The sequence below is a fragment of the Rhizobium sp. CF142 genome, assembly GCF_000281145.1.
In the GTDB taxonomy this organism is placed as follows: domain Bacteria; phylum Pseudomonadota; class Alphaproteobacteria; order Rhizobiales; family Rhizobiaceae; genus Rhizobium.
Genome location: NZ_AJWE01000103.1, coordinates 1 through 25,823, shown reverse-complemented (window position 1 = coordinate 25,823; position 25,823 = coordinate 1). Strand labels below are relative to the sequence as shown.

Below are 25,823 nucleotides of genomic sequence, written 5' to 3'. Positions count from 1 at the left end.
GTGATCCTGATGACAGTCCTCACGGGGATGATCATTTGCTGCGGTCGGTTACGGCCGAAAAAGGCAAATCCGCTGGCCACTGATGTGTCCGACGAGCAACCGGCACTTATGCCACTGGCCGCGGGCCAAACAAAAATCGAAGACTGAACCGGGATTGCGTGTCCGCGCCATCCTTCATGGCGTTCAACTCGAGCGCTTCCACGTCTGCTCTGCGCCTATCAGTGCTCGGCGTGCTAGTTCAAAACGATGCGATATTATGACGAAAATAAAGATTGCGTGCTTTGTTTTTGCCCTTCTGCCGCTGGCCAATCCGGTATTTGCGGATGATCTGGTGATCTGGTCGCCGGTGAAGGTATCCAGCGGTTCCTACAAAACGACGGTCGGGTTCCGCCTGCCGATGGAATGGGAGACGAGCGCCGGTGCAGATCTGGCACTTGCCTCCAACAAGAGTGGGGCACCGCTGCCGAATTCCGGCCAGGCGATGCTATGGGGCAAGCTGCAGAAGGTGAGCGTTACGCCGGCCAGCCGTGCGCAGCAGGATGTGACGCTACAGGTCGATACTTTGCGCGGCAGCGGCGCGCTTATGCTCAGCCGCTCGCGAAGCTGGATACTCTCTGACACACTCGACATGCAGACGACACGCGCGGTGAGCCTCGGTTACAACGCCGTCGATGCGCGGCAGGCGACGGTGTCGGCTTCGCAGGCGGTCAAGCTGATCTATCCGTGGACCGGCACATCGATTTCGGCTGGCAGCAGCATTGGTGACGTGGGTGGCGACTTTTCCAGCACCGTTGCCGTCAGTCAGAACATCCTGCCCAATCTCGGACTGAGCGCGTCTGTGTCCGATCCGCTTTCGACGGGGCGGACGGGAAATGTCCATTTGAACTATCAGCTTCGCTGGTAGGCGAAACCAAAGTCCTGTCAGCCGCGTTTCTTCCTCACCGTCAAGGAGGACAGAACGATGGTCTTCAAGGAACAGACATTTCACGGTCATCAGCCCGAGGTTGAGGCTGAATATGCCAATCGTGCGACATTGGAATCTGCGGTTGCCAATGCGCTGGCCGTTGCAGGCGGTATCGATGCATCCGATGTCGAGGTTACGGCCGAGGGCGATGAGGTCGTTTTGAGCGGTCGTGTCGGTACGGTTGATGAAATCGAGCGGGCAACGGTCATAGCAAGAACAGTTGAAGGTGTTTATACGATTCGAAACCGTATTTTGCTTGCGGATCCGATAGTTAATGTTCGGCATTAACTATTAACCAAATATTAACTTTCTGTAAGTTTATCCGTGTCGTCCCCTGACCTAGGTTTGACCTATTCCACAGCCCCCGGAAAGTCAGGTATTTCGATGCATCAGATGGAAATCATCAATCGTCGGACATGGAGCAGCCCGCTCTCCCGGCGCGACTATCGCAACAGCAGCGGCTTCATCAATGAAGGCGAGCGCATGGTGCTTGGCATCGGCCTTGCGAATTCCAGGGGCGGCAGCGTCCTCGATATCGGCGTCGGCGGAGGCCGCACGGCAGCACTTCTCGCCAAGGAGGCCGGCAACTATATCGGCATCGACTATACGCCCGAGATGGTAACGCTTGCGCGCTCCAACCACCCGGGTCTTTGCTTCGAAAATATGGATGCACGTGATCTTTCGGCCTTTGCCAACGGCTCCTTCGATCTCGTCGTTTTCAGCTATAATGGCATCGACTCTGTCGATGCAGATGGACGCAGATCGATCCTGCGTGAAGTCTCGCGCGTGATGAAGGCCGGCGGCACCTTTGCCTTTTCGACCTTTAATCGCAATTGGCATGGTTTTGGTGAAAACCGTGCCCGCTCTTCGATCGTCTGGTCCAACCACCCGGTGAAGCTGAGTTTCCGGCTCCTCAAGCACGCGGTGGGACTGGTGCGGGAGCGCCGTTTCGCACCGCTGGAGCAGCGGCATGGCGAACATGCGATCCTGCTGCACCGCGCCCATGATTTCGGCATCATGGTCTACGCCACCACACACGGCCAGCTGCGCTCACAACTCAGCGAAAGCGGTTTTACCGGTGAGCCGTTGCTCTTTTCGGTCGATGGTCGCCCGCTCGGTGGCGAAACGCTGGCAGACGAGGAATATTTCCACGTCGTGGCACGCAAGCCGTCGTTCAGCTGATCAGCCGAAGCGCTCGGTCAGGAAGCCGGCGGGAGCCTTTTCGCCAACGAGACGATCGGTCTTATGTGTGGTGACGGGGCCTTGCGGCTGGTAGCTGATGGCGATGAGCAGACCGCAAGCGATTGCGCCGCCGATTGCAAGCAGGGTCATTCTAATACGCATGACGGATACTCCTGTTTTGCCGGTAAAACGCGGGAAAAATTCCGAAGTTCCTCATGCTTCAGAACAGATGATCCCGGCTCGCCTCCAGCCGGGATCATCTTGTCTTAGCGGCAGACACGGGTCTTCTTGATCACGGTCTCGCCGTGGCTATGGAAGCGTTCCGTGCGGGTATAACAATCATGTGAAACACGGCGCGGCGGCAGGTGATGGCGGTAGTAAGGACGGTCCATCATGCGGTGATATCCGTATCCATCATTGTCGGTCGTGATGGTTACGCTGGCAGCCTGGGAAGGCAGAGCACCTGCGAGAATCGTCGCCGCAGCAAATGCGGAAGCGATGATAATATTCTTCATGACAAGCCTCTCTTTCTAAGTTGGTCGGGTGATCAACTCGAACGAAGCGCAATCAGTTCAATCACATAGCGTTACCAATTGTGTCAGTGGCAACCTTTGCCCGCTCGAAATCGTTCTCATGTCGGAACAGCCGGAGACATCGTCATGGGACAGATCGGAAGGGCCGTCACATTGGCCGTCGGACTTGCCGGCGGCACGCTCTTCTCGCAGGCGCCGGAATTCGCACAGCAATATCGCCAGCGCATCGGCGGGGCGATCGACGAGCTCAGTATCATCGTCGACGACTTCACGAAACAGGCCGCCGACCATCATCTCGATCGTCAGCAGGCGCTCGATGTCTATGCCCGTTCTCCTGACGATTTCCTGCGCGATCGCGGCCTTTCGATGCGAAGTACGCTGGAGCGCTATGAACTCCTCATCACCCAGCAATCGGATCTCGGTGCAGCCCTGCCGGTCGCAAAGCCCTTCGTTCTCATGCGCAGTGCAGATGAAGGCATCCTTGCCAATACATGGCGCGACTTCGTGCCAGGAGTCCCCGTCAGCTTCGCCGGCCTCGTCTGGGCGGCAATCGGCTTCATCGGCGGATGGATCGTCGCGGGACTGTTCGGGGTAGGCGCAAAACGCGCCGTGCAGTGGCGACCTGGTTATCGATGAGAGAATGGTGATCCCGACGCGATTCGAACGCGTGACCCCCAGATTAGGAATCTGGTGCTCTATCCTGCTGAGCTACGGGACCACTCCGCTGCCATGCATACAAAAGGCTTGGCGGGAAGCCAAGCCTTTTTCAGTGTTTCCAATGTCGTTTCGTTTCAGGCGCCGAGGCGCTGTTCGGCAAGGCGCACCCAGTAGGAAATGCCGTGGGCGATTGCGTCGTCGTTGAAATCGTAGGCGGGGTTATGCAGGCCGGCGGTGTCGCCGTTGCCGATGAAGATGAAGGCGCCGGGACGGGCATTCAGCATGTAGGAGAAATCCTCGCCGCCCATCATCGGATCGACCTCGGGATTGACGTTGGCTTCGCCGGCTATGTCGCTGGCGATGGCGACGGCATATTCCGTTTCATCCGCATGGTTGAAGGTGACGGGGTAGTTGCGGTGGAAGTTGATGTCGGCTGCCGCACCGTGGGCGGCGCAGATGCCTTCCACGACTTCCCGCAGGCGTGCTTCGGCCTGGGCGCGCACCTCATCGTCAAGCGTGCGGATCGTGCCGGCGAAGGTTGCGTCATTGGGAATGACGTTATGGGCGAAGCCGGCATTGAACTTGGTGACGGAGACGACGACCGAACGCAGCGGATTGACGCTGCGCGAGGCAATCAGCTGCAGGTTCGAGACGATCTGCGCGCCGATGGCGATCGGGTCGATCGTGCGGTGCGGCTGCGCCGCGTGGCCGCCGCGGCCCTTGATGGTGATGGTGAACTCGTCGGTGGCCGCCATGATGGGGCCCTTGCGGGTGGCGAACTGACCGACGGGCAAGCCCGGCAGGTTGTGCATGCCGTAGACCTCTTCGATGCCGAAGCGCTCCATCATGCCGTCCTTGACCATCAGATTGCCGCCGCCGCCGCCTTCTTCGGCGGGCTGAAAGATCACAGCGACATTGCCATTGAAGTTGCGGGTCTCTGCGAGATATTTCGCGGCACCCAGCAGCATCGCGGTATGGCCGTCGTGACCGCAGGCGTGCATTTTACCTGGTGTTTTCGAGGCCCAGGGCTTGCCGGTGATTTCGGTGAGCGGCAGGGCATCCATATCGGCGCGCAGACCGACCGTGCGGCTGCCTTCGCCCTTGCCCTTGATCAGGCCGACGACGCCGGTGCGGCCGATGCCGGTGACGATTTCATCGACGCCGAATTCCTTAAGCTTTTCAGCAACGAAGGCAGCCGTATTTTCGACGGCGAAGAGAAGTTCCGGCCGCGCATGGATGTGACGGCGCCACTCTGCGACTTCGTCCTGAAGTTCGGCGGCTCTATTCAGAATCGGCATTCTTGGCTTCCTGTGAATGAAATGCGTGGGGCCTGTCTGAAAGCATCACAAGGGCGTGATGCTTTGGAAATAACTTAGTCAATGACCTTTGCCATGTCATAGCCATATAGGGTAAATAGGGGAAGGTTTCGAGATAATTCCCTGAAGGACGAGCACTTGTCGACGCGCCACGATCGTTTGTTCGCCGCTTTGCGGCCCTTTTCTTTTATAGCGACAGCAACAGCGGTTCTTGTCTCGTCCGTTACACTTGCCGAGGCCAACCCGCATATTCTCGTCGACGTGCAGACTGGCCGCGTGCTGGAGCATGAGGAAGCCTTTCGCAAGTGGTATCCGGCTTCGCTGACCAAGCTGATGACCGTCTATACGGTGTTCGATGCGATCCGCTCCGGCCAGATCAACCTCGACACACCCGTCGTCATGAGCAAGCGGGCCGCGTCGGCGCCACCGGCCAAGATGGGCTTCAAGCCTGGCCAGAAATTCACGCTCGACAGCGCGTTGAAGATCCTGATGGTGAAGTCGGCCAATGACATCGCCGTTGCCGTTGCGGAAGCGGTCGGCGGCACCCAGGAAGCTTTCGTCGTGCGCATGAATTCCGAGGCGGCGAAGCTTGGCATGTCGGATTCGCATTTCGTCAATCCGAACGGCCTGCCGGGCAACGGCCAGTATACGACGGCCCGCGACCTTGCGATCCTGACGGTGGCGCTGCGCCGCGACTTCCCCCAATATGCCGGTTATTTCTCGCTGGAAGGCTTCACGAACGGCAAGCAGAACGTTCCGAACATCAACATGCTGATCGGCCGCTTCGCCGGCGCTGATGGCATGAAAACCGGCTTTATCTGCGCTTCGGGCTTCAACCAGATCGGTTCTGCGACGCGCAACGGCCGCACGCTGGTTTCCGTCGTGCTCGGCACCGACAGCCTGGCGGCCCGCGCCGATGCCACTGCCAACCTGCTGCAGAAGGGCTTCACCACGCAGTTTGCGGCAAATGATACACTGGGTTCGCTGAGGCCCTACGGTCCTGGGCAGGACCAGGTAAATGACATCACCGCCGATATCTGCAGCGCCAAGGGCGCGAAGGTGCGCAGCGAAACGCGCGACGAGGTCGGCCGCATGAAGGTGCAGTCACCCTATATTCACGAGATGGATCACGAGCCGCAATTCGTGTTCGCCGGCCTCATTCCGGGGCAGGATCCGCAGCCGGTTGCGCAGAACGACAAGACCGCAAAGGGTGACGCGGTCGAGGCGCTCGCCAATGTGCCGGTTCCGCTTCCGCGGCCGAAATCCTTCTGAGGAAAACCATGAGCACGTTTAGCGACAAGATCCCGGTTACAATCCTGACCGGCTTCCTCGGCGCCGGAAAATCGACGCTTCTGAACCGTATCCTCAAAGATCCCGCCATGAAGGATGCGGCCGTCATCATCAACGAATTCGGCGATGTCGGCATCGACCATCTGCTGGTCGAAAGCTCCGGCGATTCCATCATCGAGCTCTCCGACGGCTGCCTCTGCTGCACCGTGCGCGGGGAACTGGTCGATACGCTGGCGAACCTCGTGGATGCCGTGCAGACGGGCCGTGTGAAGCCGGTCAAGCGCGTGGTCATCGAAACCACCGGCCTTGCCGATCCGGCTCCCGTCATGCAGGCGATCATGGGCAATCCTGTGATTGCGCAGAATTTCGAGCTTGATGGTGTGGTCACTGTCGTCGATGCCGTGAACGGCCTGCAGACCCTCGACAATCATGAGGAGGCGCGCAAGCAGGCGGCTGTTGCCGATCGGCTGATCGTTTCGAAACAGAGCGTAGAAGGCGATACGGATGCGCTGATGGCACGTCTGCATGGCCTCAATCCGCGCGCCGCCATCATGGATGCCGACAGCGATGAGGCAGGCTCAGCGCGTATTTTCGTCAACGGGCTTTATGATCCCGGTACAAAAATCGCCGATGTCCGCCGCTGGCTGCATGATGAGGATGAGCATGAAGGGCATCATCATCACGACCATGGCCATGATCATCACCACCATCATCATCATGGCCACGAGCATCAGGACCCGCACGACGTCAATCGTCACGATGCGTCGATCCGCTCCTTCTCGATCATCGAGGAGAAGGCAATCGATCCGATGGCGCTCGAAATGTTCATCGATCTCCTGCGCTCGGCGCATGGGGAAAAGCTTCTGCGCATGAAGGCGATCATCGCCACATCAGATCGGCCGGAGAGGCCGCTGGTGCTGCACGGCGTCCAGAGCATCTTCCACCCGCCGGTGCGGCTTGCTGCCTGGCCGGACCCTGAGGATCGGCGCACGCGCATGGTGCTGATCACCAAGGATCTGCCTGAGGCTTTCGTGAAAGATCTCTTCGATGCCTTCCTCGGCAAGCCGCGCATTGATACACCGGATCGCGCCGCGCTCAGCGACAATCCGCTCGCCATTCCGGGCATGCGGATCTGAAAGATCGCGACGCGCTTTGAAGCGTTGCGTCGGCCCGGATCATCAAGAACCGCGCGATTGGATCGCGGAGGGGCCCGGAGGGGGCGGAGGGAGCATTTCCAAGACTCTCCAAGCGTTGTGCATACCGCCTGTATCAATGCCGGCATAAGTGGCTTCCGGCATGTTTGAGCAAATCGCTCCCTCCGCCCCCTCCACTTGTTTAAATGCATATATTTCAATTGGTTGAACCGGAGGGTGCGGCACCCTCCATTGAAGGTTCGCCCCCTCCACCGAGAGCACCGAGCGCCCGTTCGGACGCATAAGGGACACTCTCTCTTCTTGAATCTGGGCATTTTGCGGAGGGGGCTCCCTCCACTTCAATAGGGCTGTTCTAGCCCTTACGGATCAGGAAGCGGTGGCCGCGCTCGGTCTTTTCTGTGCTGACAAGCTCGTGGCCATCTTCATTGCAGAAATGCGGGATATCGATGACGGCAAGCGGATCGCTGGTATCGACGAGGATCATTGCACCGCTCGGCATGGCCGTCAGCTTCTTGCGCGTCTTGATAACGGGAAGCGGGCATTTCAGCCCGCGCAGATCATAGAGAACGGCGTCCAAGCCGATCAGTTCCTGGCCCAGAACTTCCAGAACGGCTTCTTGGTGGCGTCGGCGGTTTCCTGCGGCGCGGGCTCGGGCGCGGCATAGGCCAGCGGATTCTGCATCGGCACCGGAATATTGGCCGGCAGCGCTGCAGCGACGGTCGTGGCTTGAGCCTGCGTCGTCGGCGTCGCAGTCGCTACGGTCTTGGCAGCAACGCTCTTTGCGGCCTGATTGGCCATCATGTCTTCGAGTTCGGCAACCTTGACCATGCGGCCGGCTTCCAGCGACGTGCCCGTCGGCGCATAGGCGAGTTCGCGACCCTTGCGCTGCTTGGCGACCACAGCCTTGCGTTCTGCTTCCGTCGGGTCGTACCAGGCAAGCCCGTCATATTTCTTCAGCGCCGTCTGATAATCGGCATCATAGGTCTTGCCGTAGGAGGCGAGCGCTGCCGTCAGCGCCGGCGGCGTAGACATGGCCGGGCAGGCGCCAGCCGGATTAAAGCTGCCACCGTTCGTGGCCTGCTGGTTGAAGACGTATTTCTTCTCACAGACATTCACTTCCGGCGGGCGTTTGGTGACTTCGAAATTGTCGTAGCCGACCTTCAGCATCTTCCAGAAATCGTAGTTCGTATCGAGGCGGTGCTTGACCATGTTCTCGGCGGTCATGCGGAAGGGAAAGGCCTGAAGCTGCACGCTTTCCTGGCCGCCCTTGAAGGCGTCACGGGCAAAGGCGTAGATTTCCAGAACCTGCTGATCGGTCATCGAATAGCAGCCGGACGATGAGCAAGCACCGTGGATCATCAGATCGCTGCCGGTGCGGCCGTTTACGGCATCATACCGGTTCGGGAAACCGGTGTTGATCGCCAGATAATATTTGGAATTGGGGTTCAGGTTGGCGCGGCTCAGGTTGTAGAAGCCTTCCGGCGCCTGCCGGTCGCCGGTCTTGACCTTCGGGCCGAGCTTGCCGGACCAGGCGCAGATCTTGTAGCCGGCGATCTTCTCAAACCGATTGTCCGTCTTCGCCTTCCAGACTTCCAGCGCACCTTCTTCCTTGAAGATGCGGATCATGATCGGCGAGTTGCGGTCCATGTTCTTGGCCGACATATCGGCAAGAATATGGGCGGGAAGCGGCTGCTCCACCTTGTTCTTGACGCTCGAAAGGTCGATGCCTTGAGCCGATTCCAATGCGTCATTGCAGCCGGTCAGAGCCAGCGCTATGAGCGAAACATAGGCAAAATGACGTATGCGCATTCAATCAGCCCATCAATAATGCGACCCAACCCGCTTACAGAAACCGGGCGTAGCGCGGAATCATAGGCGGCTTATACTTGATAAATCCTTACCAGCCTATGACTTGCGCGGACGTGTCCTGCAAGCGCAATGTTACAGATAACATTATTGTGGCCAAGATTTGGCCCCAATCGGCTGCCCCCGGCCTGTGGAACTTACAGATTGCGGCCCATGGCGAGGAACTTCTGGCGGCGGTCGTTGCGGAGTTGTTCGCCGGAACGGGAGGCCATTTCGGCAAGCGCGTTGGAGATCATATCGCCGGTGGCGGCGATGACGCTGTCGGGATCGCGGTGAGCGCCGCCGAGCGGTTCGGGGATGATGCCGTCGATGACGCCGAGTGCCTTCAGGTCCTCCGCCGTGATCTTCATGTTGGTCGCAGCTTCCTTGGCGCGGGTGGAATCGCGCCAGAGGATCGAGGCGGCACCTTCCGGCGAGATGACGCTGTAGATCGAATGTTCGAGCATGTAGACGCGGTTGCCGGTAGCAATCGCTATCGCGCCGCCCGAGCCACCTTCGCCGATGACGATCGAGATCAGCGGCACCTTGACGCCGAGGCACATCTCCGTCGAACGGGCGATGGCCTCCGCCTGACCGCGCTCTTCGGCGCCGACACCCGGATAGGCGCCTGCGGTATCGACGAGGGTGATGACCGGAAGCTGGAAACGGTCGGCCATTTCGAGGATACGGATCGCCTTGCGGTAACCTTCAGGACGGGCGCTGCCGAAATTGTGCTTCAGGCGGCTCTTGGTATCGTTGCCCTTTTCCTGGCCGATGACGGCGACCGGCTGGCCACGGAAGCGGGCAAGACCAGCCTGGATGGCGGCATCCTCGGAAAACTTGCGGTCGCCGGCAAGCGGCGTGAATTCCTGGAAGAGCGTCTTGGCATAATCGACGAAATGGGGACGCTGCGGATGGCGCGCGACCTGCGTCTTCTGCCAGGCGTTGAGCTTCGAATAGATCTCGACGATCGCCTCGCGGACGCGGACTTCGAGCCTGCCGACTTCGTCGGAAGTGTCGATGCTTTCGTCTTCCGTCGCCAGCTTCTTAAGCTCGATGATCTTACCTTCGAGGTCGGAGATCGGCTTTTCGAAGTCGAGATAGTTGTGCATGAGGTGCGTTTCCGTTCCTTGTGCGCGGGGCAGTTTCCTGGTTCCGCCCCTTGTCGCCGGTCCTATTCGTGCTTTTTCGCCTGTTTTGCAAGGGGGTGGTGCGTATGGACGAGCTGCTGGAGGCGTTCTTCCAGAACATGCGTATAGATTTGTGTCGTCGAAATGTCTGAATGGCCGAGGAGTTCCTGCACCACGCGCAGGTCCGCGCCATTAGCCAGAAGATGGCTCGCGAAGGCGTGCCGCATGACGTGCGGCGAAATCATCGACGGCGTGAGGCCGGCGCGGATTGCCAGATTCTTGAGATCGCGGGCGAAAACCTGGCGCGGCAAGTATCCCTCTTTCGAGGCGGCCGGGAAGAGCCAGGGGCTCTCCTGGGGCTGTTTTGATGCGGCGTTTTCAGACGCCAGCATGCGGCCGTAGGATTTCAGAGCGGCAATGGCCGATTGGGAAAGCGGTACCAGCCGCTCCTTGTTGCCCTTGCCGCGGATCATCAGGAAACGGCCTTCCTGATCGAGAACGCGGGCCGGAAGCGAGACGAGTTCGCTGACACGCATGCCGGTGGCATAGAGCAGTTCCAGCAGCGCCAGCATGCGCATGCGATGAAGCTGGCCGGGGGCAGGGTCAGCGGCCTCGGTTTCTGCCTGAGTAAGCAGCTTGGTCACTTCCTCGACGCCCATCGTCTTCGGCAGGGAGCGGCCCTTCTTCGGCGCATCGAGAATGCCGGTCGGATCGTCGGTGCGCAGGCCCTCGGCATAGAGGAATTTGTAGAACTGCCGCATGGCGGCAAGGCGGCGGGCCTGTGAGGAAGGTTTGAAACCCTGCGCGGATAGCGAGCCGAGATAGGCGCCGAGATCGCCCGATGCCGCCTCTGTCAGGCGGATGCTGCGGCCGTGGAGGAAGGAGCGTAGGTCGTCCAGATCGCGTTCGTAGGATTGCAGCGTATTGACCGCAGCACCCCGCTCGGCACTCATCATTTCCAGGAATGATTCCACGTGGACGCGGCCGAGATCCTTCATCGCGTCACTTCTTCGTGGTGTTGATCGTGCCGGTCGAGGGCGGGTTTACCCGCTCGGAGGGGATGCGGATCGTCACGTCACGTTCCTGCGGCTCGACGAAGGTGACGAGCGCCCACATCGCTCCATAGATCAGTCCGGCGATGACCGCCAGGACGGACAGGAAACGGATCAGGCTCGGCATCCGGCTACTCCTTAGAACTCTGCTTCTGTTATAAGAAGCATGTTTGCAAGTGCAAGAAGCGGCAGTGAGACCATGATTCCCTTGCCCGCGACTTGACGCTACACCCGCATTTGTCGATACCGTTTGCAAACAAAGTGTGAATGGACCGATGAGTGAACCCCCAGTTTCCGTTGCAGACAGCCTGAGAGACAGAGCTCGCGCCGCGCTCGGTTCACGCAATCTGATCCTCGTCGGCCTTATGGGGGCCGGAAAATCCTCGGTCGGCCGCCTCCTTGCGCAGCAGCTCGGCGTTCCCTTCATCGACAGCGATATAGAGATCGAGCGCGTCTCGCGCATGACGATCACGGAGCTTTTTGCGGCTTATGGAGAAGAAGAGTTCCGCGCGCTCGAAGCGCGGGTGATGAAGCGTCTGCTGAAGGGCGGCCCGCGCGTCGTCTCTACCGGCGGCGGCGCCTTCATCAACGCCCGTACGCGCAGGCATATAAAGAAGGGCGGCCTTTCGGTCTGGCTGAAGGCTGATCTCGACGTGCTCTGGGACCGGGTCAACAAGCGCGATACGCGTCCGTTGCTGAAGACCGAAAATCCGAAGCAGACGCTCGAAAATCTGATGAACGCCCGCTACCCCGTTTATGCCGAAGCCGATCTCACGGTGCTTTCGCGCGACGTGCGCAAGGAAGTCATGGCCGATGAAGTGCTGAGAGCCGTGGTCGAGGCCCAGAAGGAAAGTGCAGTATCATGAACGCGATCACCTCCGCTTCCGCCGTCCGCAAGGTGCATGTACCGCTTGGCGAACGCGCCTATGACATTCTGATCGGATCGGGGCTGATTGCCAGCGCCGGCAGCGAGATTGGCTCGCGGCTCAAGGGCCGCAAGGCGGCGATCATCACCGACGAGCATGTGGCGCCGCTTTATCTCAATGCCTTGAAGGCGAGCCTCGATGCCGCCGGCATCGTCTCGGCTGATGTCGTGCTGCCGGCCGGAGAGAAGACCAAGAGTTTCGAGCATCTGATCAATGTCTGCGACAAGGTTCTCGAAGCGCGCGTCGAACGCAATGACTATGTCATCGCACTTGGTGGCGGCGTCATCGGTGACCTCTCGGGTTTTGCGGCCGGCATCGTCAGGCGCGGCGTGCGCTTCGTACAGGTGCCGACCTCGCTGCTCGCCCAAGTGGATTCCTCCGTCGGCGGCAAGACCGGCATCAACAGCCGCCACGGCAAGAACCTCATCGGCGTCTTCCATCAGCCGGATCTGGTTCTCGCCGATACCGATGTCCTGAATTCCCTGAGCAAACGCGAATTCCGCGCCGGTTACGCCGAAGTCGCCAAATATGGCTTGATCGACAAACCGGATTTCTTCGCCTGGCTGGAGAAGAACTGGCAGGCGGTCTTTGCAGGCGGCTCGGCGCGTATCGAGGCGATTGCAGTGAGCTGCCAGGCCAAGGCGGATGTCGTGGTTGCCGACGAGCGGGAAAACGGCCAGCGGGCGCTGCTCAATCTCGGCCACACCTTCGGCCACGCGCTGGAAGCCGCGACCGCCTATGACAGCAGCCGGCTGGTTCATGGTGAAGGCGTTTCCATCGGTATGGTGCTGGCGCATGAATTTTCAGCGCGTATGAACCTTGCGAGCCCCGATGATGCCCGCCGCGTCGAGGTGCATCTGAAGGCTGTCGGCTTGCCGACCCGCATGTCGGAAATCCCGGGCAACCTGCCGCCAGCCGAAGTGCTGATGGATGCGATTGCGCAGGACAAGAAAGTCAAGGGCGGTAAGCTTACCTTCATTCTCACCCGCGGCATCGGCCAGTCCTTCGTCGCCGATGACGTGCCGGCTTCCGAAGTCATCAGCTTTCTGAAGGAAAAACATCCCTGATGTCAGTCGAGGGCACCCTGGCGTTTTTATCGGTCTACTGGCCGGAGATCGTTTCGATCGTGGCCCTGGTGCTGATGTCTGCCTTCTTTTCGGGATCCGAAACCGCGCTGACCGCCGTTTCGAGAAGCCGGATCCATACACTGGAAGCCAATGGCGATGAGCGCGCCGGTCTCGTCAGAACCCTCATCGAGCGTCGTGACCGGCTGATCGGTGCGCTGCTGATCGGCAATAATCTCGCCAACATCCTGTCGTCATCACTGGCGACAAGCGTATTTCTGGGGATCTTCGGCAATTCCGGTGTGGCACTGGCAACGCTTGCCATGACGATCATCCTCGTCATCTTTGCAGAAGTGCTGCCGAAGAGCTGGGCGATCTCCACGCCTGAGCGTTTTGCTCTCAATGTTGCGATGCCGACGCGGCTCTTCGTCGCCGTTGTCGGACCGCTCTCTTCCTTCGTCAACGCGATCGTACGCCGGATCCTCGGTCTTTTCGGGATCAACCTGTCGCGCGAAGTCTCGATGCTGTCAGCGCATGAGGAGCTGCGCGGCGCCGTCGACCTGCTGCATCGCGAAGGTTCCGTTGTGAAGGCCGACCGTGACCGTCTTGGCGGCGTGCTCGATCTCGGTGAGCTCGAGCTTTCCGATATCATGGTCCACCGGATGGCGATGCGGGCGATCAATGCCGACGATCCGCCGGAATCCGTGGTCCGAGCGATCCTCGAAAGCCCCTATACACGCATGCCGCTATGGCGCGGTACGATCGACAACATCATCGGCGTCGTACACGCCAAGGATCTGTTGCGGGCGCTCGCCGAGCCAAATATGGAGCCGCAGCAGCTCGACATCGTGAAGATCGCCCAGAAACCCTGGTTCGTGCCTGACAGCACCAATCTTGAAGACCAGCTCAATGCCTTCCTGCGCCGCAAGCAGCATTTCGCCGTCGTCGTCGACGAATATGGCGAGGTGCAGGGCGTCGTGACGCTCGAGGACATTCTGGAGGAGATCGTCGGCGATATCTCCGACGAGCACGATATTGATATACAGGGTGTGCGCCAGGAGGCCGACGGCTCCATCGTCGTCGATGGTGGCGTATCAATCCGCGATCTCAACCGCGCGCTGGACTGGAACCTGCCGGACGAGGAAGCCACGACGATCGCCGGTCTCGTCATCCATGAATCGATGACCATTCCCGAAGAGCGGCAGGCCTTCACCTTCTACGGCAAGCGCTTCGTCGTCATGAAGCGGGAAAAGAACCGTATCACCAAGCTGCGCATCCGCCCCGCCGAGGAAGACGAGACCAAGCCCGCCTGACCAAGATTTCCGTTACCGGCGGCATTTCCGTGCGCCGGCTCATCCTACAGGATCTGACATGTTCGACATTCTCTGGCGATCCGTCGCCATCGGCATCGGGGCAACCGTCCTCATGGATATCTGGGCGATCCTGCTCGCAAAGCTCGGCGTGACGTCGTCGCCGAACTGGGCGCCAGCCGGCCGCTGGTTCTGGCATCTCGGCAAGGGCAAGGTCTTTCACGATAATATCGCTGACGCCGCGCCTTATGCCAGCGAGCTGGCGCTCGGCTGGATCGGCCACTACGCGGTCGGAATCCTCTACGGCATTCTGCTGGCGATCTTCGTCGGTCCGGCCTGGTTTGCCGAGCCGACTTTCCTGCCGGCCTGGATTCTCGGCATCGTCACTGTCGGCGCTGGCTGGTTCCTGATGCAGCCGGGGCTTGGGCTTGGCTGGGCGGCTTCGAAGACGCCGAACCCCACGAAGGTCAGGGTGCTCAATCTGCTCGCCCATACCGTCTTCGGTTTCGGGCTTTACGCGACGGCGCTCATTATCCGCTAGAGCAATTCACGTAAAAGTGCGCAGCGGTTTGTGTCCGGAATTGCGTGAAAGTAGGCTCTACCAGCGCGTCGGTTCGCCCGGCGCTGCCGGCTCGACGGCCAATGCGTGAAGCCCGGCATCCAGCTCGGGCTTCAAGAGGTCGGTGATCGCCCTATGCCGTTGCAGCCGAGACATGCCGACGAATTTTGCAGAGACAATGCGAACGCGCATATGCGTCTCACCGGTGCCCGTGATGTCCGGCTGGTGGCCGGCGTGCAGATGGCTCTCGTTGATGACGGAGAGGCGTTCGGGTGCGAAGGTCGCCTTGAGCTTCTCTTCTATGCTGGTCTGGAGTGTCATCACCGGGTCTTCTGAGTTCACGAAAAAGGTTCCCACCAAGCCAGCAACATTCCCGTTTGTCAATTCTTGTTGTCATCAGTCAGCAGCCCCATAATTAGCGCCGTCATGAGACTTGATTCCAAATACTTCGATCGCATCCGAACGCGCCGCAGGCGAGAGCAGGAGCCCGAACAGGCGCCTCCAAGCTGTCAGTGGGACGGCTGCGACAAAAAAGGCACGCATCGCGCTCCTGTGGGACGCAATGCGGAAGGCCAGTTCTTTTTGTTCTGTTTCGAGCACGTCAAGGACTACAACAAGGGATACAATTATTTCTCCGGCCTCTCGGACGGCGAAATTGCACGCTACCAGAAGGAGGCGATCACCGGTCATCGCCCCACCTGGACGGTCGGCGTCAACAAGGATGCAAAGAACAGCCCGCTGCATGCCGAAGTTCGCTCCGGCGCCTATTCGCGCGTGCGTGATCCCTTCGGTTTCGTGAAGGAAGGTGGCGGCAAGGGCAGCGGCCCGCGTTTCCCGCAAGCCCGCAAGCTGAAATCCCTGGAAGCCAAGGCTTTCGATACGATGGGACTTGCGGCGAACGCCACCTCGGCGGAGATCAAGAGTAAGTACAAGGAACTGGTCAAGAAGCATCACCCCGATGCGAATGGCGGCGACCGCGGCTCGGAAGAGCGTTTCCGCGCCGTCATCCAGGCCTATCAATTATTGAAGCAGAACGGTTTTTGTTAATTCCCGTCCTTGCTCTTAAGCTTCAATCGGGTATGGTCCACATCGGCTGAGGCCGCAGGCAACCGCGGCATATATATTTGTGCGTTTTCCCGACATCGCCTCTGCCGACCTTCCGGACGCGGCGTTTCTTGTCCGGGACTCTTTCAAGAATGCTCGCCAGCGGTCATTATCCCGCCGAGGTTTCGTTTCAGTCCCGGAGAAGTATCGCCGACGTTCCGACTCTTGGAGAACGCGGAAAAGATACTACGGCGCCATGGTTGCGCAATGGCTGAGATAGTGTGGTCGGGTGACCGTCACCCGCCTTGGAGACATGATGAGCAAGATTGACCTTGATATTTCCGAACTGCCCGATACCACCGTTTCGGTCCGGGAGGTCTTCGGCATCGATTCCGACATTCGTGTGCCCGCCTACAGCAAGGGTGACGCCTATGTTCCGGATCTCGACTCCGACTATCTCTTCGACCGCGAGACGACGCTCGCGATCCTCGCCGGCTTTGCCCATAACCGACGCGTGATGATCTCCGGCTACCACGGCACGGGCAAGTCTTCGCATATCGAGCAGGTTGCCGCGCGCCTCAACTGGCCTTGCGTGCGTATCAACCTCGACAGCCATGTTAGCCGTATCGATCTCGTCGGCAAGGACGCGATCGTCGTCAAGGACGGGCTGCAGGTCACCGAATTCAAGGACGGCATCCTGCCCTGGGCCTACCAGCACAATGTCGCGCTCGTCTTCGACGAATATGATGCCGGCCGGCCGGACGTGATGTTCGTCATCCAGCGCGTGCTGGAATCCTCCGGCCGCCTGACGCTGCTCGACCAGAGCCGTGTCATCCGTCCTCACCCGGCCTTCCGCCTGTTTGCGACCGCCAACACCATCGGTCTTGGCGATACGACGGGCCTCTATCACGGCACGCAGCAGATCAACCAGGCGCAGATGGACCGCTGGTCGATCGTCTCGACGCTGAACTATCTGCCGCACGACCACGAAGTGAATATCGTCGCCGCCAAGGTGAAGAGCTTCGGCAAGGACAAGGAAGGCCGCGATACGGTTTCCAAGATGGTTCGTGTTGCGGATCTCACGCGCGCGTCGTTCATGAACGGTGATCTCTCCACGGTCATGAGCCCGCGTACCGTCATCACCTGGGCCGAGAATGCCGAGATCTTCGGCGATATCGCTTTCGCCTTCCGCGTCACCTTCCTCAACAAGTGCGACGAGCTGGAGCGTCCTCTGGTGGCCGAGCACTATCAGCGCGCCTTCGGCGTGGAACTGAAGGAAAGCGCGGCCAACATCGTGCTGGGGGCTTAAGGCCAGTCGATCATGGCATCTCGTGGTGACAATTCGAAAGCAAAGCCTGGTGCGCCCGTCGATGTCGAGCCGTTGCGGCGGGCGATAACGGGCTGCGTGCGCGCAATCGCGGGCGATGACCAGGTCGAGGTAGCCTTCGCCAATGAGCGCCCCGGCATGACGGGCGAGCGCATCCGCCTGCCGGAGCTTTCCAAGCGTCCGACGGCGCATGAGCTGGCGGTGACGCGTGGCCTTGGCGATTCCATGGCACTGCGTATCGCCTGTCACGACGAGAAGGTCCATTCCAGCATGGCGCCGCAGGGCTCGGATGCCCGGGCGATCTTCGACGCTGTCGAGCAGGCGCGCGTGGAATCGATCGGTTCGCTGCGGATGGAAGGCATGGCCGCCAATCTGCGTTCCATGACCGAGGAGAAGTATGCCAAGGCGAATTTCACCGGCATCGAACGGCAGGAAGATGCACCGATCGGCGAAGCCGTTGCGATGATGGTGCGCGAAAAGCTCACCGGCCAGAAGCCGCCGGCTTCGGCCGGAAAAGTTCTCGACCTGTGGCGTTCCTTCATCGAAGACAAGGCTGGCAGCCAGCTCAACAATCTCACCGGTGTCATCAACGATCAGCAGGCCTTCTCCAAGGTCATCCGCAATATGCTTTCGGCCATGGAAATGGCCGAGGAATATGGCGATGACGACAGCGATCCTGATGCCGACGATCAGTCCAACGAGGATGATCAACCGACGGGCGACGAGCAGAACGAGGATGAGGTCGACGAGGATGCCGGCAGCGATGCCGCACCCGTCGAAGATAGCGAAGTCTCCGACGAGCAGATGGAGGACGGCGAAACCGAAGGTGCCGAAATCTCCGACGACGACATGATGGAAGAGGGCGACGACGATTCCGAGACGCCGGGCGAAACCCGCCGTCCGAATACGCCGTTTGCGGATTTCAATGAAAAGGTCGATTACCACGTCTATACGGAGGAATTCGACGAGATCATCACGGCCGAAGAGCTGTGCGATGCCGCCGAACTGGAGCGCCTGCGCGCCTTTCTCGACAAGCAGCTGGCGCATCTTCAAGGCGCTGTCGGCCGTCTTGCCAACCGCCTGCAGCGCAAGCTGATGGCGCAGCAGAACCGTTCCTGGGATTTCGATCTCGAGGAAGGCTATCTCGATACGGCGCGTTTGCAGCGCATCATCATCGATCCGACGCAACCGCTCTCCTTCAAGATGGAGCGCGACACGCAGTTCCGCGATACGGTCGTGACATTGCTGATCGACAATTCCGGCTCCATGCGCGGCCGGCCGATCACGGTTGCCGCGACCTGTGCCGATATCCTGGCGCGTACGCTGGAGCGTTGCGGCGTCAAGGTGGAAATCCTCGGCTTCACGACGAAGGCCTGGAAAGGTGGTCAGGCACGCGAGAACTGGCTTGCCAATGGCAAGCCGCAGACGCCCGGCCGTCTCAACGACCTGCGCCACATCGTCTACAAGTCAGCCGATGCCCCGTGGCGGCGCGCCCGCACCAATCTCGGCCTGATGATGCGCGAAGGCCTGCTCAAGGAAAACATCGATGGCGAGGCGCTGATCTGGGCGCATAATCGCCTGCTGGCGCGGCGCGAGCAGCGCCGCATCCTGATGATGATTTCGGATGGTGCGCCAGTCGATGATTCCACGCTTTCGGTCAATCCGGGCAATTATCTGGAGCGGCATCTGCGCGCCGTGATCGAACAGATCGAGACGCGTTCTCCCGTCGAGCTCCTGGCAATCGGCATCGGCCATGACGTGACACGTTACTATCGCCGCGCCGTGACGATCGTCGACGCGGACGAGCTTGCCGGCGCCATGACAGAGCAGCTTGCCGAATTGTTCGAGGATCATGCCGCACAGCCGCGCGGTGGCCGCCTGCGCCGCGCTGGCTGATACAGTCTCGAGGAAACATCAGCATGGCGTTTGAAAACCTGTCTCGCGCGGCTCTGGTCGTCCTTGGCCTCGCGACAGGCTTGTCAGGCGCTCATGCGGGCGAGCCTGCGAAGATCATCAGCCGCAAGATTTCGGATTTCCATATCGGTCGCGACGAAACCCGCTTCGGCCCCTTGGAATTTATCGGCGGGCTGGAGATGGTGTCGAACAATTCCCTCTTCGGCTCGCTTTCCTCCATCCGCATGCGCCCTGACGGCAACAGTTTCATCGGCGTGCTCGATACCGGGCACTGGCTGACGGGCAGCGTCGAGCGCGATGCCAAGGGCAGGCTGTCCGGTCTTTCCGGTGTCGAGATCACGCCGATGCGGGATCGTGTTGGCCGGATCTATGAGGGAAAGGGGCGCATGGATGCCGAAGGGCTCGCGCTCGATGGCGACCGGATTCTCGTTTCCTTCGAGCAGGACCATCGCGTCGACGTCTATCCGGATCCCGGTTTTCTCGACTCGCGATCCTTGTCGACGGTCGGGATACTCATTCCACGCGACGAGATGCGGGCAAACCGCGGTATTGAAACCGTTGTCGTAGCCCCCGCCTCGAGCCCGCTGAAAGGCGCGCCCGTAATCGTGGCGGAGCGTAGCCTCGACGAAGACGGTAACCGGCTTGCGGCTATTCTGGGCGGGCCGCTGAAGGGGCAGTTCACGGTCGAGAAGGATGGCGGCTTCGATGTGACTGACGGTGCCTTCTTGCCGGATGGCGACCTGCTGCTGCTGGAGCGGCGCTTCAACATGGCCGAAGGTATCGGCATGCGCATTCGCCGCATCAAGGGAGCAGACATCAAGCCCGGCGCCATCGTGAACGGCGAGCTGCTCGTCGAGGGCAACTTCAATTACAATATCGACAATATGGAAGGGCTCGATGCCTTCCAGGCAGCCGACGGCACGACGCATATCATCCTGGTGTCTGACGATAATCACTCCATTCTGCAGCGCAATCTGATGCTGGAGTTCCGGCTGGTCGATTGAGCGGCCATCGAACGGCTGTCATAACTCTGCGCTATCCGGTCCGTCCCCTCGCGGACAATACCCTTTAAGAGAGCGTATCATGCACATCCATATCACGGGAGCCTCGGGCTCCGGCACGACCACGCTTGGCCTGGCGCTGGCCGAGCTGCTCGGCATCCGTCATCTCGATACTGATCATTTCTTCTGGATGCCGACCGATCCGCCCTTCACGACGCAGCGCGAGGTTGGGGCGCGTATCGCGATGCTCAGGCAAGAAGCGCTGCCGGATGCCGGTTGGGTGCTTTCCGGCTCGGCAGTGAAATGGGGTGCGGAATTCGAGCCGCTCTACGATCTGGTGGTCTTTCTGAGGATCGATCCCATGGCGCGTATGGAGCGCATCCGCAGGCGCGAGGAGGAGCACTACGGCGAGAGGATCAGGCCCGGTGGCGACATGGCGGTGAAAAGCCGCGAATTCATGGATTGGGCAGAGAGCTACGATACGGCGGGACCGGAACGCCGAAGTCTCGTTGGACATGAAGAGTGGCTGAAGACGCTCACAAGGCCGATCTTGCGGCTCGATTCATCACGGCCTGTCGGAGAACTCGTTGGGGAGGTGCTGAGCCACCCGGCGGTCATTGCAGGGCGCCCGCAGGCGTCGTGAGATCTGCAGTTGGCGCTGTGATTGGTTGGTGCGGGCTGGTTGCAAGGTCTGCAGCCAGCCCGTCCATCATTCATGATCAGAGCGTTTTCCTGGGTCGCTCGATCAGAAATGATCGGAAAGGTGATGAATGCGAAGATTCCGATCCGAGGACGGATTGTGGGACGGTATTTACCGTGCTGTGGCGGATTGCATCGGGCGCAGCACGTTCATGAGTGCGCCATAGGGCAGCAACATTACCAGGCCGACAAGCATCTTCACCGAGAAATCACCGAGTGCCCAGGAGATCCAGCGCGGAGCCTCCGTGGAGAGGACGCCGAAGATCGGCGCATTTTCCAGCGCAAAGGGTTCGTTCGGGCCGAGGAAGACGAAGAAGGCGGCAAAGGACAGCGAAAAGAACATCACCGTATCCAGCGCCGAACCGATCAGCGAGCCGACGAGCGGTGCGCGCCACCAGGCCTGACGACGCAGGCGGTTGAAGACGGCGATATCGAGAAGCTGGCCGGCGAGATAGGCTGAGCCGGAGGCGATCGCGATACGCGGCACCGCGGTGAAGAAAGAAAGCGCCACACCAACCACAAAGCCGGCGAAGACCACCTTGCGTGCAGCCTGCGGGCCGAACTGGCGGTTCGTCAGATCGGTGATCAGGAAGGCGATCGGATAGGAGAAGGCGCCCCAGGTGAGAATGTCGGCGAGATTGATGCCGGCAACCGTGGCGTTCAGCGGAAACTGGACGAGGAAGTTGGAGGCGACGACGACGAGCGTCATCAGGGCGACATAGGCAAACGTATAGCGGGTCTTCAGCATTTTTTTATCCTGGGTGATGCCACCAGTTCGAGTAAAAATTTCAGGCTGGAACTAGGGCCAACCTGGCAAAGCAAAAGGCTTGTCCGGATATTATCCGTGCAAGCCTTTCAAAGCTTTAGAAGGACGTGGGCCGAAGCTTAAGCAGCAGCGGCTTCAGCGGTCTTCTTGACGATCTGACGACGCAGCAGACGGGCGCGCATCGAAAGTTCGCCTTCGTTAGCCTTCAGCAGGAAGGCATCAAGGCCGCCACGATGCTCGACGGAACGAAGAGCAGCAGCCGAAACGCGAAGACGGTAACGCTGGCCGAGCGCGTCGGAGATCAGCGTAACCTGGCACAGGTTCGGGAGGAACCGGCGCTTGGTCTTGTTGTTGGCATGGCTGACATTGTTACCAGTCAGGACTGCCTTGCCGGTCAATTCGCACATGCGGGACATGGAACACCTATTTCTTGTTTTTCTCGGGCCATTGAATGACAATCCGGCAACAACCGGCTGCGCAATCCATCAGGCCATGATTGGAAAGTTGCGGTTCTATAGTCAGACCGGTCGCGCGCGTCAAGCCAAACCTTGGCCTTTCCCGCAATTCTGTCAAAAAGCTGCTGTTTTCTTCGCAATGCGGCAGGAGTATAGACCGCAGTGCAAGGGCGCAAGCGGCCCGGCAAGACAAGGCTCTCACCATGGCTCATCTGGGCAGACGGATTTTAGTTTCGGCATTTGCGGCGCTTCTGGCCTTGCCGGCCGGCGCGAGCGAAGTGCAGCACCGCACGGAGTACAAGGTAGCCCTTGCCGGCCTGACGATCGCGCGGGCCGCCTTTCTCACCAAGATCGAAGACGATCACAGCTACAAAATCGACGGTGACATCAAATCGGCCGGGCTTGCCGATCTCGTCACCGATATCCTGGCAAAGACCAGCGTTACCGGGGTGGTACGCGACGACCGGCTGCAGGCGGCAAAATATGTCCTCTATTACAAGACCGGCAAAAAGGTTCGCACCTATGAGGTCAGCTACCGCAACGGCAATATCGTTTCGGCCACCACGACACCGGAGCCGCGCCGACCGAAGGAATGGATTCCGGTAACACAGGGCGATATGCGCTCTGTGCTCGATCCGATTTCAGGGCTCATCTTCACCGGCGATACCGATGTCTGCTCGCAGAAGCTGCCGATCTTCGACGGCGAGACGCGCATGGACCTTGTGCTTTCACCGAAAGGCGACGAGGATTTCTCGACTGATGGGTTCAAAGGCAAGGCGACTGTCTGCGGCGTGCGCTTCATTCCGCGCTCCGGCTACAAGAAGGGCCGCAAGGATCTCGTTTATCTCAGCAAGAGCAACCGCATGGAAATCTGGTTTGCCAAGGCGGAGGCGGCAAATGTATATGCTCCGGTCTACGTCCGCATTCCCACGGAATACGGGACGGTGACGATCACGGCTGTGAAGTACGGCCGCGTGAACAGTTGACGGAGCTTTCGTAAGTCTCCGCGAGGGGGACGGGTGAAGCTTCGGGCAACGTTGATCGGTTTTACGGCCATTCTCATGTGGTCGTTCCTGGCGCTCTTTACGGCTGCCTCCGGCAAGATGCCGCCGTTCCAGCTTTCGGCCATCTGCTTTGCCATCGGCAGCATTCCCGGCATTCTCGTCCTTGTCCTCAACCCGTCGCGGATCGCGCTCCTGAAACAGCCGGCAAGGGTCTGGATCACCGGCATTGCCGGCCTGTTCGGCTACCATTTCCTCTATTTCACGGCGCTGAGAAACGCGCCGGCCGTCGAGGCGGGATTGATTGCCTATCTCTGGCCGTTGCTGATCGTCGTCGGTTCGGCACTGCTGCCGGGCGAGAGGCTGCGCTGGTACCATATCGTCGGCGCTCTGGCCGGTCTGTGCGGCACCTTCATGATCGTCGGGCGCAATGGCATCGATTTCGACGGCGCCTATGCCGTCGGTTATGGGGCGGCCTTCCTCTGCGCCTTCACATGGTCGGGCTATTCGCTGCTGACGCGGCGTTTTGATGCCGTCTCCACCGATGTCGTCACCGGCTTCTGCCTTGCGACATCGGTGCTTTCGCTGCTCTGCCATCTGGGACTTGAGACAACGGTCTGGCCGGAGACGAGCTTCGAATGGCTTGCCGTGGTCGGCCTCGGTCTCTTTCCGGTGGGGGCTGCCTTCTATGCCTGGGATCATGGGGTCAAGAACGGCGACATCCAGATCCTTGGTGCTGCAAGTTATGCCGCGCCGCTGCTTTCGACGCTCATCCTGACCGTTTTCGGCATTGCCGAGCCGAGCTGGCGCATCGCGCTTGCCTGCCTGCTGATCACGGGTGGTGCGGTGCTTGCGGCACAAGAGATGTTCCGCCGCAAACCACAGATGCAGCCGGTCGCGGCGGAGCAGGCCTAGAGCCTTTCCTGGTCAGATTGAATCATTCTGTTGGCTCAAACGGAGTCGGATGGTCGACCGGCTGGCGCGCGTCGTAGCCCAGATCTACGGCCAAGCCGGCCGGTCGATCAGGCGGCCCGTTTCAGCCAACCCCGGTGGTTTGCTTGCAAACCAGCTAGGGCCGGGCATCTTTCCGCCAGGATCAAAGGCGATCGGCTCGGACGTACCTTGGGGTATGCCCTTCGCCAATCGCCTTTGCCCTGACGAAAACCTGCTCCGGCAGAATGCTTCAATCTGACCAGGAAAGGCTCTAGATAATACCGGGCTTCCAGTCCGGCGGCGCCATCTCGAATTTGGAAAATTCAAAGCCGGGCGCCACCGTACAGCCGACCAGCGTATAGTCGCCGAGCGTCTCGGCCGATTGCCACCAATTGGCAGGGATGATGGCCTGCGGCCGCTCACCGCCGGCAATATCCGTGCCGAGCTTCAGCGTCTCGCTGTGGCGACCGTCTCCTGAGCGGTGCAGTGCGAGCGGCGCGCCCGCATAGTAATGCCAGACCTCTGCCGCATCATGGACACGGTGCCAGTGCGAGCGCTCTCCCCTTGCGAGCAGATAATAGATCGCCGTCGAATGGCCGCGTTCGCCGCCATTGATGTCGCGGAAGGTCTGTGCATACCAGCCGCCTTCGGGGTGCGGCTGCATGCTAAGCTCGCGGATGATCTCCTCGGTGGTCAGTTCTCTCCCGGCCATGTCCTAGAAATTGTCCTTGCGCTTGCGGATTTCGGCGAAGACCTCTTCATTGGTCTTGCCTTCCATCAGCAGATTGCGGCGGACGGCGGGATCGGCCGCGCGCAGGAAGGGGTTGGTTTCCTTTTCGAGCGCCAGCGTCGTCGGAATGGTGAACTTGCCTTCGGCCCGCAGTGCCTCAATCTCCGCCGCGCGGCTCTTCAGGCGCTCATTGCCGGGATCGATGGTGACCGCAAAACGGGCGTTGGAGAGCGTGTATTCGTGGCCGAAATAGACGGCGGTCTCATCCGGAAGAACGGCAAGCTTCTGCAGCGAATGCCACATGTCGGCGGCGGGGCGTTCGAACAGGCGGCCGCAGCCGAGCGCAAAGAGCGTATCGGCGGCAAAGAGCAGCTTGTCGTCGGCAAAGTGATAGCAGATGTGGCCGGCAGTATGGCCGGGCGTTTCGATAACGTTGACCGTATGGTCGCCGAAGAGGAAGCTGTCGCCGTCGCCCACCGTCTTGTCGAGGCCAGGAATCGCCACCGCTTCGTTGACCGGGCCGATGATCTCCAGGCCGTACTGTTCCTTCAGCGCCAGGTTGCCTTCCACGTGGTCGATATGGTGATGGGTCGTGAAGATATGGGTGATGGTCCAGCCACGGCGTACAGCAGCAGCTTCCACGGCTGCCGCATCAGGCGCGTCAATCGAGGCGGTCTGCCCGGTTTCCGGGTCATGGACGAGAACGCCGAAATTGTCGCTGCGGCAGAGAAAAACTTCTAATTCCAAAGGTTTCATCGTTCAAATAGTCCCTTATCCCTCGTACTGACCGGGAATGTAGAGGTTCCGGCCTTGAAGTCCAACCGGTCACTGATAACATTTGTCTTAATGCACGCCGATATCGTCGACCTTCGCCAATTCTATCATTCCGAGCTTGGACACATGGCCGAGCAGTCGATTGCCATGGCGCTGTCGTCGCTCTGGGTGCGCCTGCCGCAGGAGCGGCTTTTGGG

Annotated in this window: 31 protein-coding genes, 1 tRNA gene and 1 pseudogene; 19 read left to right on the top strand and 14 right to left on the bottom strand. The window is 60.0% G+C overall.

The features are described from left to right. The first annotated feature begins 256 nt into the window (after positions 1 to 256). The 3 genes from PMI11_RS23820 (at position 257) to PMI11_RS23810 (ending at position 2,146) form a co-directional block, all read left to right on the top strand. On the top strand, positions 257 to 904 hold the full coding sequence (locus tag PMI11_RS23820) for a hypothetical protein (RefSeq protein WP_007822257.1): 648 nt from the start codon (positions 257 to 259) through the stop codon (positions 902 to 904). Positions 905 to 961: 57 nt separating this feature from the next. Next, positions 962 to 1,252: a BON domain-containing protein gene (locus tag PMI11_RS23815; protein WP_007822254.1), complete on the top strand. Its 291-nt coding sequence runs from the start codon at positions 962 to 964 to the stop codon at positions 1,250 to 1,252. A 105-nt stretch (positions 1,253 to 1,357) separates the two neighbouring features. Continuing rightward, positions 1,358 to 2,146: a class I SAM-dependent methyltransferase gene (locus tag PMI11_RS23810; protein ID WP_244430671.1), complete on the top strand. Its 789-nt coding sequence runs from the start codon at positions 1,358 to 1,360 to the stop codon at positions 2,144 to 2,146. Here the strand turns inward: PMI11_RS23810 and PMI11_RS37765 are convergent, their stop codons facing one another. Together PMI11_RS37765 and PMI11_RS23805 are read right to left on the bottom strand one after the other, a co-directional pair. After that, entirely contained in the window at positions 2,147 to 2,308 is a 162-nt protein-coding gene (locus PMI11_RS37765; RefSeq protein WP_007822250.1) for a hypothetical protein, read from the bottom strand. A 104-nt stretch (positions 2,309 to 2,412) separates the two neighbouring features. Beyond that, positions 2,413 to 2,661 (bottom strand): hypothetical protein, encoded by a 249-nt coding sequence (locus PMI11_RS23805; RefSeq protein ID WP_007822248.1) that lies wholly within the window; start codon positions 2,659 to 2,661, stop codon positions 2,413 to 2,415. A gap of 144 nt (positions 2,662 to 2,805) precedes the next feature. On the opposite strand from PMI11_RS23805, the gene PMI11_RS23800 reads away from it, so the two are divergent. Next, positions 2,806 to 3,315: a DUF2937 family protein gene (locus PMI11_RS23800; protein WP_007822246.1), complete on the top strand. Its 510-nt coding sequence runs from the start codon at positions 2,806 to 2,808 to the stop codon at positions 3,313 to 3,315. Between the two features lie 5 nt (positions 3,316 to 3,320). Here PMI11_RS23800 and PMI11_RS23795 read toward each other — a convergent pair. Together PMI11_RS23795 and PMI11_RS23790 are read right to left on the bottom strand one after the other, a co-directional pair. Further along, positions 3,321 to 3,397: transfer RNA gene (locus PMI11_RS23795), tRNA-Arg, on the bottom strand. A gap of 73 nt (positions 3,398 to 3,470) precedes the next feature. Then, a complete protein-coding gene (locus PMI11_RS23790; protein ID WP_007822244.1) occupies positions 3,471 to 4,634 on the bottom strand; it encodes a M20 aminoacylase family protein in 1,164 nt (387 codons plus the stop codon). A 156-nt stretch (positions 4,635 to 4,790) separates the two neighbouring features. On the opposite strand from PMI11_RS23790, the gene PMI11_RS23785 reads away from it, so the two are divergent. Further along, a complete protein-coding gene (locus PMI11_RS23785; protein WP_007822243.1) occupies positions 4,791 to 5,924 on the top strand; it encodes a D-alanyl-D-alanine carboxypeptidase family protein in 1,134 nt (377 codons plus the stop codon). 8 nt (positions 5,925 to 5,932) lie between these two features. Then, positions 5,933 to 7,078, top strand: a complete 1,146-nt coding sequence (locus PMI11_RS23780) for a CobW family GTP-binding protein (protein WP_007822241.1) — start codon at positions 5,933 to 5,935, stop codon at positions 7,076 to 7,078. A gap of 370 nt (positions 7,079 to 7,448) precedes the next feature. Here the strand turns inward: PMI11_RS23780 and PMI11_RS23775 are convergent, their stop codons facing one another. The 5 genes from PMI11_RS23775 to PMI11_RS37760 form a co-directional block, all read right to left on the bottom strand. After that, on the bottom strand, positions 7,449 to 7,673 hold the full coding sequence (locus PMI11_RS23775) for a sulfurtransferase TusA family protein (protein ID WP_007822239.1): 225 nt from the start codon (positions 7,671 to 7,673) through the stop codon (positions 7,449 to 7,451). A 5-nt stretch (positions 7,674 to 7,678) separates the two neighbouring features. Next, a complete protein-coding gene (locus PMI11_RS23770) occupies positions 7,679 to 8,905 on the bottom strand; it encodes a L,D-transpeptidase family protein (RefSeq protein WP_007822238.1) in 1,227 nt (408 codons plus the stop codon). Positions 8,906 to 9,099: 194 nt separating this feature from the next. Next, the gene (locus tag PMI11_RS23765; RefSeq protein WP_007822237.1) at positions 9,100 to 10,053 is read right to left on the bottom strand and encodes an acetyl-CoA carboxylase carboxyltransferase subunit alpha; all 954 of its coding nucleotides are present in this window, start codon (positions 10,051 to 10,053) and stop codon (positions 9,100 to 9,102) included. 62 nt (positions 10,054 to 10,115) lie between these two features. Beyond that, positions 10,116 to 11,069: a site-specific tyrosine recombinase XerD gene (xerD, locus tag PMI11_RS23760; RefSeq protein ID WP_007822236.1), complete on the bottom strand. Its 954-nt coding sequence runs from the start codon at positions 11,067 to 11,069 to the stop codon at positions 10,116 to 10,118. Between the two features lie 4 nt (positions 11,070 to 11,073). Continuing rightward, positions 11,074 to 11,250 carry a hypothetical protein gene (locus PMI11_RS37760; protein WP_007822234.1) on the bottom strand — a complete coding sequence of 59 codons (177 nt, stop codon included), beginning with the start codon at positions 11,248 to 11,250 and terminating at the stop codon, positions 11,074 to 11,076. 148 nt (positions 11,251 to 11,398) lie between these two features. On the opposite strand from PMI11_RS37760, the gene PMI11_RS23750 reads away from it, so the two are divergent. Genes PMI11_RS23750 through PMI11_RS23735 form a run of 4 tightly spaced genes read left to right on the top strand, consistent with a single transcriptional unit; the run spans position 11,399 to position 14,964 of the window. Continuing rightward, positions 11,399 to 11,989: a shikimate kinase gene (locus tag PMI11_RS23750; RefSeq protein WP_007822233.1), complete on the top strand. Its 591-nt coding sequence runs from the start codon at positions 11,399 to 11,401 to the stop codon at positions 11,987 to 11,989. Next, on the top strand, positions 11,986 to 13,116 hold the full coding sequence (gene aroB / locus PMI11_RS23745; protein WP_007822232.1) for a 3-dehydroquinate synthase: 1,131 nt from the start codon (positions 11,986 to 11,988) through the stop codon (positions 13,114 to 13,116). The genes PMI11_RS23750 and aroB overlap by 4 nt, the downstream gene beginning before the upstream one ends. Then, complete coding sequence (locus PMI11_RS23740; RefSeq protein WP_081493297.1) at positions 13,113 to 14,426, top strand: HlyC/CorC family transporter; 1,314 nt, start codon at positions 13,113 to 13,115, stop codon at positions 14,424 to 14,426. Before aroB ends, PMI11_RS23740 begins: the two co-directional genes overlap by 4 nt. 58 nt (positions 14,427 to 14,484) lie before the next feature. After that, complete coding sequence (locus PMI11_RS23735; protein WP_007822230.1) at positions 14,485 to 14,964, top strand: DUF2938 domain-containing protein; 480 nt, start codon at positions 14,485 to 14,487, stop codon at positions 14,962 to 14,964. A gap of 57 nt (positions 14,965 to 15,021) precedes the next feature. Here PMI11_RS23735 and PMI11_RS23730 read toward each other — a convergent pair whose 3' ends face one another. Continuing rightward, entirely contained in the window at positions 15,022 to 15,303 is a 282-nt protein-coding gene (locus PMI11_RS23730; RefSeq protein WP_037071995.1) for a BolA family protein, read from the bottom strand. A gap of 105 nt (positions 15,304 to 15,408) precedes the next feature. On the opposite strand from PMI11_RS23730, the gene PMI11_RS23725 reads away from it, so the two are divergent. The 5 genes from PMI11_RS23725 to PMI11_RS23705 all read left to right on the top strand — a co-directional run bounded on the left by PMI11_RS23725 (position 15,409) and on the right by PMI11_RS23705 (position 20,911). Beyond that, positions 15,409 to 16,029 carry a J domain-containing protein gene (locus tag PMI11_RS23725; RefSeq protein ID WP_007822228.1) on the top strand — a complete coding sequence of 207 codons (621 nt, stop codon included), beginning with the start codon at positions 15,409 to 15,411 and terminating at the stop codon, positions 16,027 to 16,029. A gap of 313 nt (positions 16,030 to 16,342) precedes the next feature. Further along, positions 16,343 to 17,335: a cobaltochelatase subunit CobS gene (gene cobS / locus PMI11_RS23720; RefSeq protein ID WP_007822226.1), complete on the top strand. Its 993-nt coding sequence runs from the start codon at positions 16,343 to 16,345 to the stop codon at positions 17,333 to 17,335. A 12-nt stretch (positions 17,336 to 17,347) separates the two neighbouring features. Beyond that, a complete protein-coding gene (cobT, locus tag PMI11_RS23715) occupies positions 17,348 to 19,249 on the top strand; it encodes a cobaltochelatase subunit CobT (RefSeq protein WP_007822217.1) in 1,902 nt (633 codons plus the stop codon). Positions 19,250 to 19,272: 23 nt separating this feature from the next. Further along, positions 19,273 to 20,271, top strand: coding sequence for an esterase-like activity of phytase family protein (locus PMI11_RS23710; RefSeq protein WP_007822215.1), 999 nt, complete (start codon positions 19,273 to 19,275; stop codon positions 20,269 to 20,271). A 76-nt stretch (positions 20,272 to 20,347) separates the two neighbouring features. Then, positions 20,348 to 20,911 carry an AAA family ATPase gene (locus PMI11_RS23705; protein ID WP_037071994.1) on the top strand — a complete coding sequence of 188 codons (564 nt, stop codon included), beginning with the start codon at positions 20,348 to 20,350 and terminating at the stop codon, positions 20,909 to 20,911. A 168-nt stretch (positions 20,912 to 21,079) separates the two neighbouring features. On the opposite strand, the gene PMI11_RS23700 is transcribed toward PMI11_RS23705, so the two are convergent. Both PMI11_RS23700 and rpmB read right to left on the bottom strand, forming a co-directional pair. Next, the gene (locus tag PMI11_RS23700; RefSeq protein ID WP_007822212.1) at positions 21,080 to 21,715 is read right to left on the bottom strand and encodes a VUT family protein; all 636 of its coding nucleotides are present in this window, start codon (positions 21,713 to 21,715) and stop codon (positions 21,080 to 21,082) included. 137 nt (positions 21,716 to 21,852) lie between these two features. After that, the gene (gene rpmB / locus PMI11_RS23695) at positions 21,853 to 22,149 is read right to left on the bottom strand and encodes a 50S ribosomal protein L28 (RefSeq protein ID WP_007822210.1); all 297 of its coding nucleotides are present in this window, start codon (positions 22,147 to 22,149) and stop codon (positions 21,853 to 21,855) included. A 242-nt stretch (positions 22,150 to 22,391) separates the two neighbouring features. Here rpmB and PMI11_RS23690 point away from each other — a divergent pair, with 242 nt between their 5' ends. From PMI11_RS23690 to PMI11_RS38535, 3 genes are read left to right on the top strand one after another with little or no spacing between them, the layout of a single operon-like run. Beyond that, on the top strand, positions 22,392 to 23,174 hold the full coding sequence (locus PMI11_RS23690) for a DUF3108 domain-containing protein (RefSeq protein WP_007822208.1): 783 nt from the start codon (positions 22,392 to 22,394) through the stop codon (positions 23,172 to 23,174). A gap of 33 nt (positions 23,175 to 23,207) precedes the next feature. Continuing rightward, complete coding sequence (locus PMI11_RS23685) at positions 23,208 to 24,104, top strand: aromatic amino acid exporter YddG (protein ID WP_007822206.1); 897 nt, start codon at positions 23,208 to 23,210, stop codon at positions 24,102 to 24,104. Between the two features lie 49 nt (positions 24,105 to 24,153). Further along, positions 24,154 to 24,381: a hypothetical protein gene (locus PMI11_RS38535; RefSeq protein ID WP_007822204.1), complete on the top strand. Its 228-nt coding sequence runs from the start codon at positions 24,154 to 24,156 to the stop codon at positions 24,379 to 24,381. A 12-nt stretch (positions 24,382 to 24,393) separates the two neighbouring features. Here the strand turns inward: PMI11_RS38535 and PMI11_RS23675 are convergent, their stop codons facing one another. Continuing rightward, on the bottom strand, positions 24,394 to 24,819 hold the full coding sequence (locus tag PMI11_RS23675; RefSeq protein WP_037072001.1) for a cupin domain-containing protein: 426 nt from the start codon (positions 24,817 to 24,819) through the stop codon (positions 24,394 to 24,396). An 18-nt stretch (positions 24,820 to 24,837) separates the two neighbouring features. Further along, positions 24,838 to 25,608 (bottom strand): hydroxyacylglutathione hydrolase, encoded by a 771-nt coding sequence (gene gloB / locus PMI11_RS23670; protein WP_007822201.1) that lies wholly within the window; start codon positions 25,606 to 25,608, stop codon positions 24,838 to 24,840. A gap of 54 nt (positions 25,609 to 25,662) precedes the next feature. Here gloB and PMI11_RS36740 point away from each other — a divergent pair. Then, positions 25,663 to 25,823: pseudogene (locus PMI11_RS36740) on the top strand (SAM-dependent methyltransferase); the annotation flags it as partial.

Bases quoted from the DNA above. Each gene is read 5' to 3' on its own strand.
- PMI11_RS23690 (WP_007822208.1), top strand. From the start codon at position 22,392: ATGGCTCATCTGGGCAGACGGATTTTAGTTTCGGCATTTGCGGCGCTT.
- PMI11_RS23820 (WP_007822257.1), top strand. From the start codon at position 257: ATGACGAAAATAAAGATTGCGTGCTTTGTTTTTGCCCTTCTGCCGCTG.
- gloB (WP_007822201.1), bottom strand. From the start codon at position 25,608: ATGAAACCTTTGGAATTAGAAGTTTTTCTCTGCCGCAGCGACAATTTC.
- PMI11_RS37760 (WP_007822234.1), bottom strand. From the start codon at position 11,250: ATGCCGAGCCTGATCCGTTTCCTGTCCGTCCTGGCGGTCATCGCCGGA.
- PMI11_RS38535 (WP_007822204.1), top strand. From the start codon at position 24,154: ATGGTCGACCGGCTGGCGCGCGTCGTAGCCCAGATCTACGGCCAAGCC.
- PMI11_RS23805 (WP_007822248.1), bottom strand. From the start codon at position 2,661: ATGAAGAATATTATCATCGCTTCCGCATTTGCTGCGGCGACGATTCTC.
- PMI11_RS23770 (WP_007822238.1), bottom strand. From the start codon at position 8,905: ATGCGCATACGTCATTTTGCCTATGTTTCGCTCATAGCGCTGGCTCTG.
- PMI11_RS23700 (WP_007822212.1), bottom strand. From the start codon at position 21,715: ATGCTGAAGACCCGCTATACGTTTGCCTATGTCGCCCTGATGACGCTC.
- PMI11_RS23710 (WP_007822215.1), top strand. From the start codon at position 19,273: ATGGCGTTTGAAAACCTGTCTCGCGCGGCTCTGGTCGTCCTTGGCCTC.
- PMI11_RS23725 (WP_007822228.1), top strand. From the start codon at position 15,409: ATGAGACTTGATTCCAAATACTTCGATCGCATCCGAACGCGCCGCAGG.
- cobS (WP_007822226.1), top strand. From the start codon at position 16,343: ATGAGCAAGATTGACCTTGATATTTCCGAACTGCCCGATACCACCGTT.
- aroB (WP_007822232.1), top strand. From the start codon at position 11,986: ATGAACGCGATCACCTCCGCTTCCGCCGTCCGCAAGGTGCATGTACCG.
- PMI11_RS37765 (WP_007822250.1), bottom strand. From the start codon at position 2,308: ATGCGTATTAGAATGACCCTGCTTGCAATCGGCGGCGCAATCGCTTGC.
- PMI11_RS23790 (WP_007822244.1), bottom strand. From the start codon at position 4,634: ATGCCGATTCTGAATAGAGCCGCCGAACTTCAGGACGAAGTCGCAGAG.
- PMI11_RS23765 (WP_007822237.1), bottom strand. From the start codon at position 10,053: ATGCACAACTATCTCGACTTCGAAAAGCCGATCTCCGACCTCGAAGGT.
- PMI11_RS23810 (WP_244430671.1), top strand. From the start codon at position 1,358: ATGGAAATCATCAATCGTCGGACATGGAGCAGCCCGCTCTCCCGGCGC.
- PMI11_RS23735 (WP_007822230.1), top strand. From the start codon at position 14,485: ATGTTCGACATTCTCTGGCGATCCGTCGCCATCGGCATCGGGGCAACC.
- PMI11_RS23780 (WP_007822241.1), top strand. From the start codon at position 5,933: ATGAGCACGTTTAGCGACAAGATCCCGGTTACAATCCTGACCGGCTTC.
- cobT (WP_007822217.1), top strand. From the start codon at position 17,348: ATGGCATCTCGTGGTGACAATTCGAAAGCAAAGCCTGGTGCGCCCGTC.
- PMI11_RS23730 (WP_037071995.1), bottom strand. From the start codon at position 15,303: ATGACACTCCAGACCAGCATAGAAGAGAAGCTCAAGGCGACCTTCGCA.
- xerD (WP_007822236.1), bottom strand. From the start codon at position 11,069: ATGAAGGATCTCGGCCGCGTCCACGTGGAATCATTCCTGGAAATGATG.
- rpmB (WP_007822210.1), bottom strand. From the start codon at position 22,149: ATGTCCCGCATGTGCGAATTGACCGGCAAGGCAGTCCTGACTGGTAAC.
- PMI11_RS23750 (WP_007822233.1), top strand. From the start codon at position 11,399: ATGAGTGAACCCCCAGTTTCCGTTGCAGACAGCCTGAGAGACAGAGCT.
- PMI11_RS23800 (WP_007822246.1), top strand. From the start codon at position 2,806: ATGGGACAGATCGGAAGGGCCGTCACATTGGCCGTCGGACTTGCCGGC.
- PMI11_RS23815 (WP_007822254.1), top strand. From the start codon at position 962: ATGGTCTTCAAGGAACAGACATTTCACGGTCATCAGCCCGAGGTTGAG.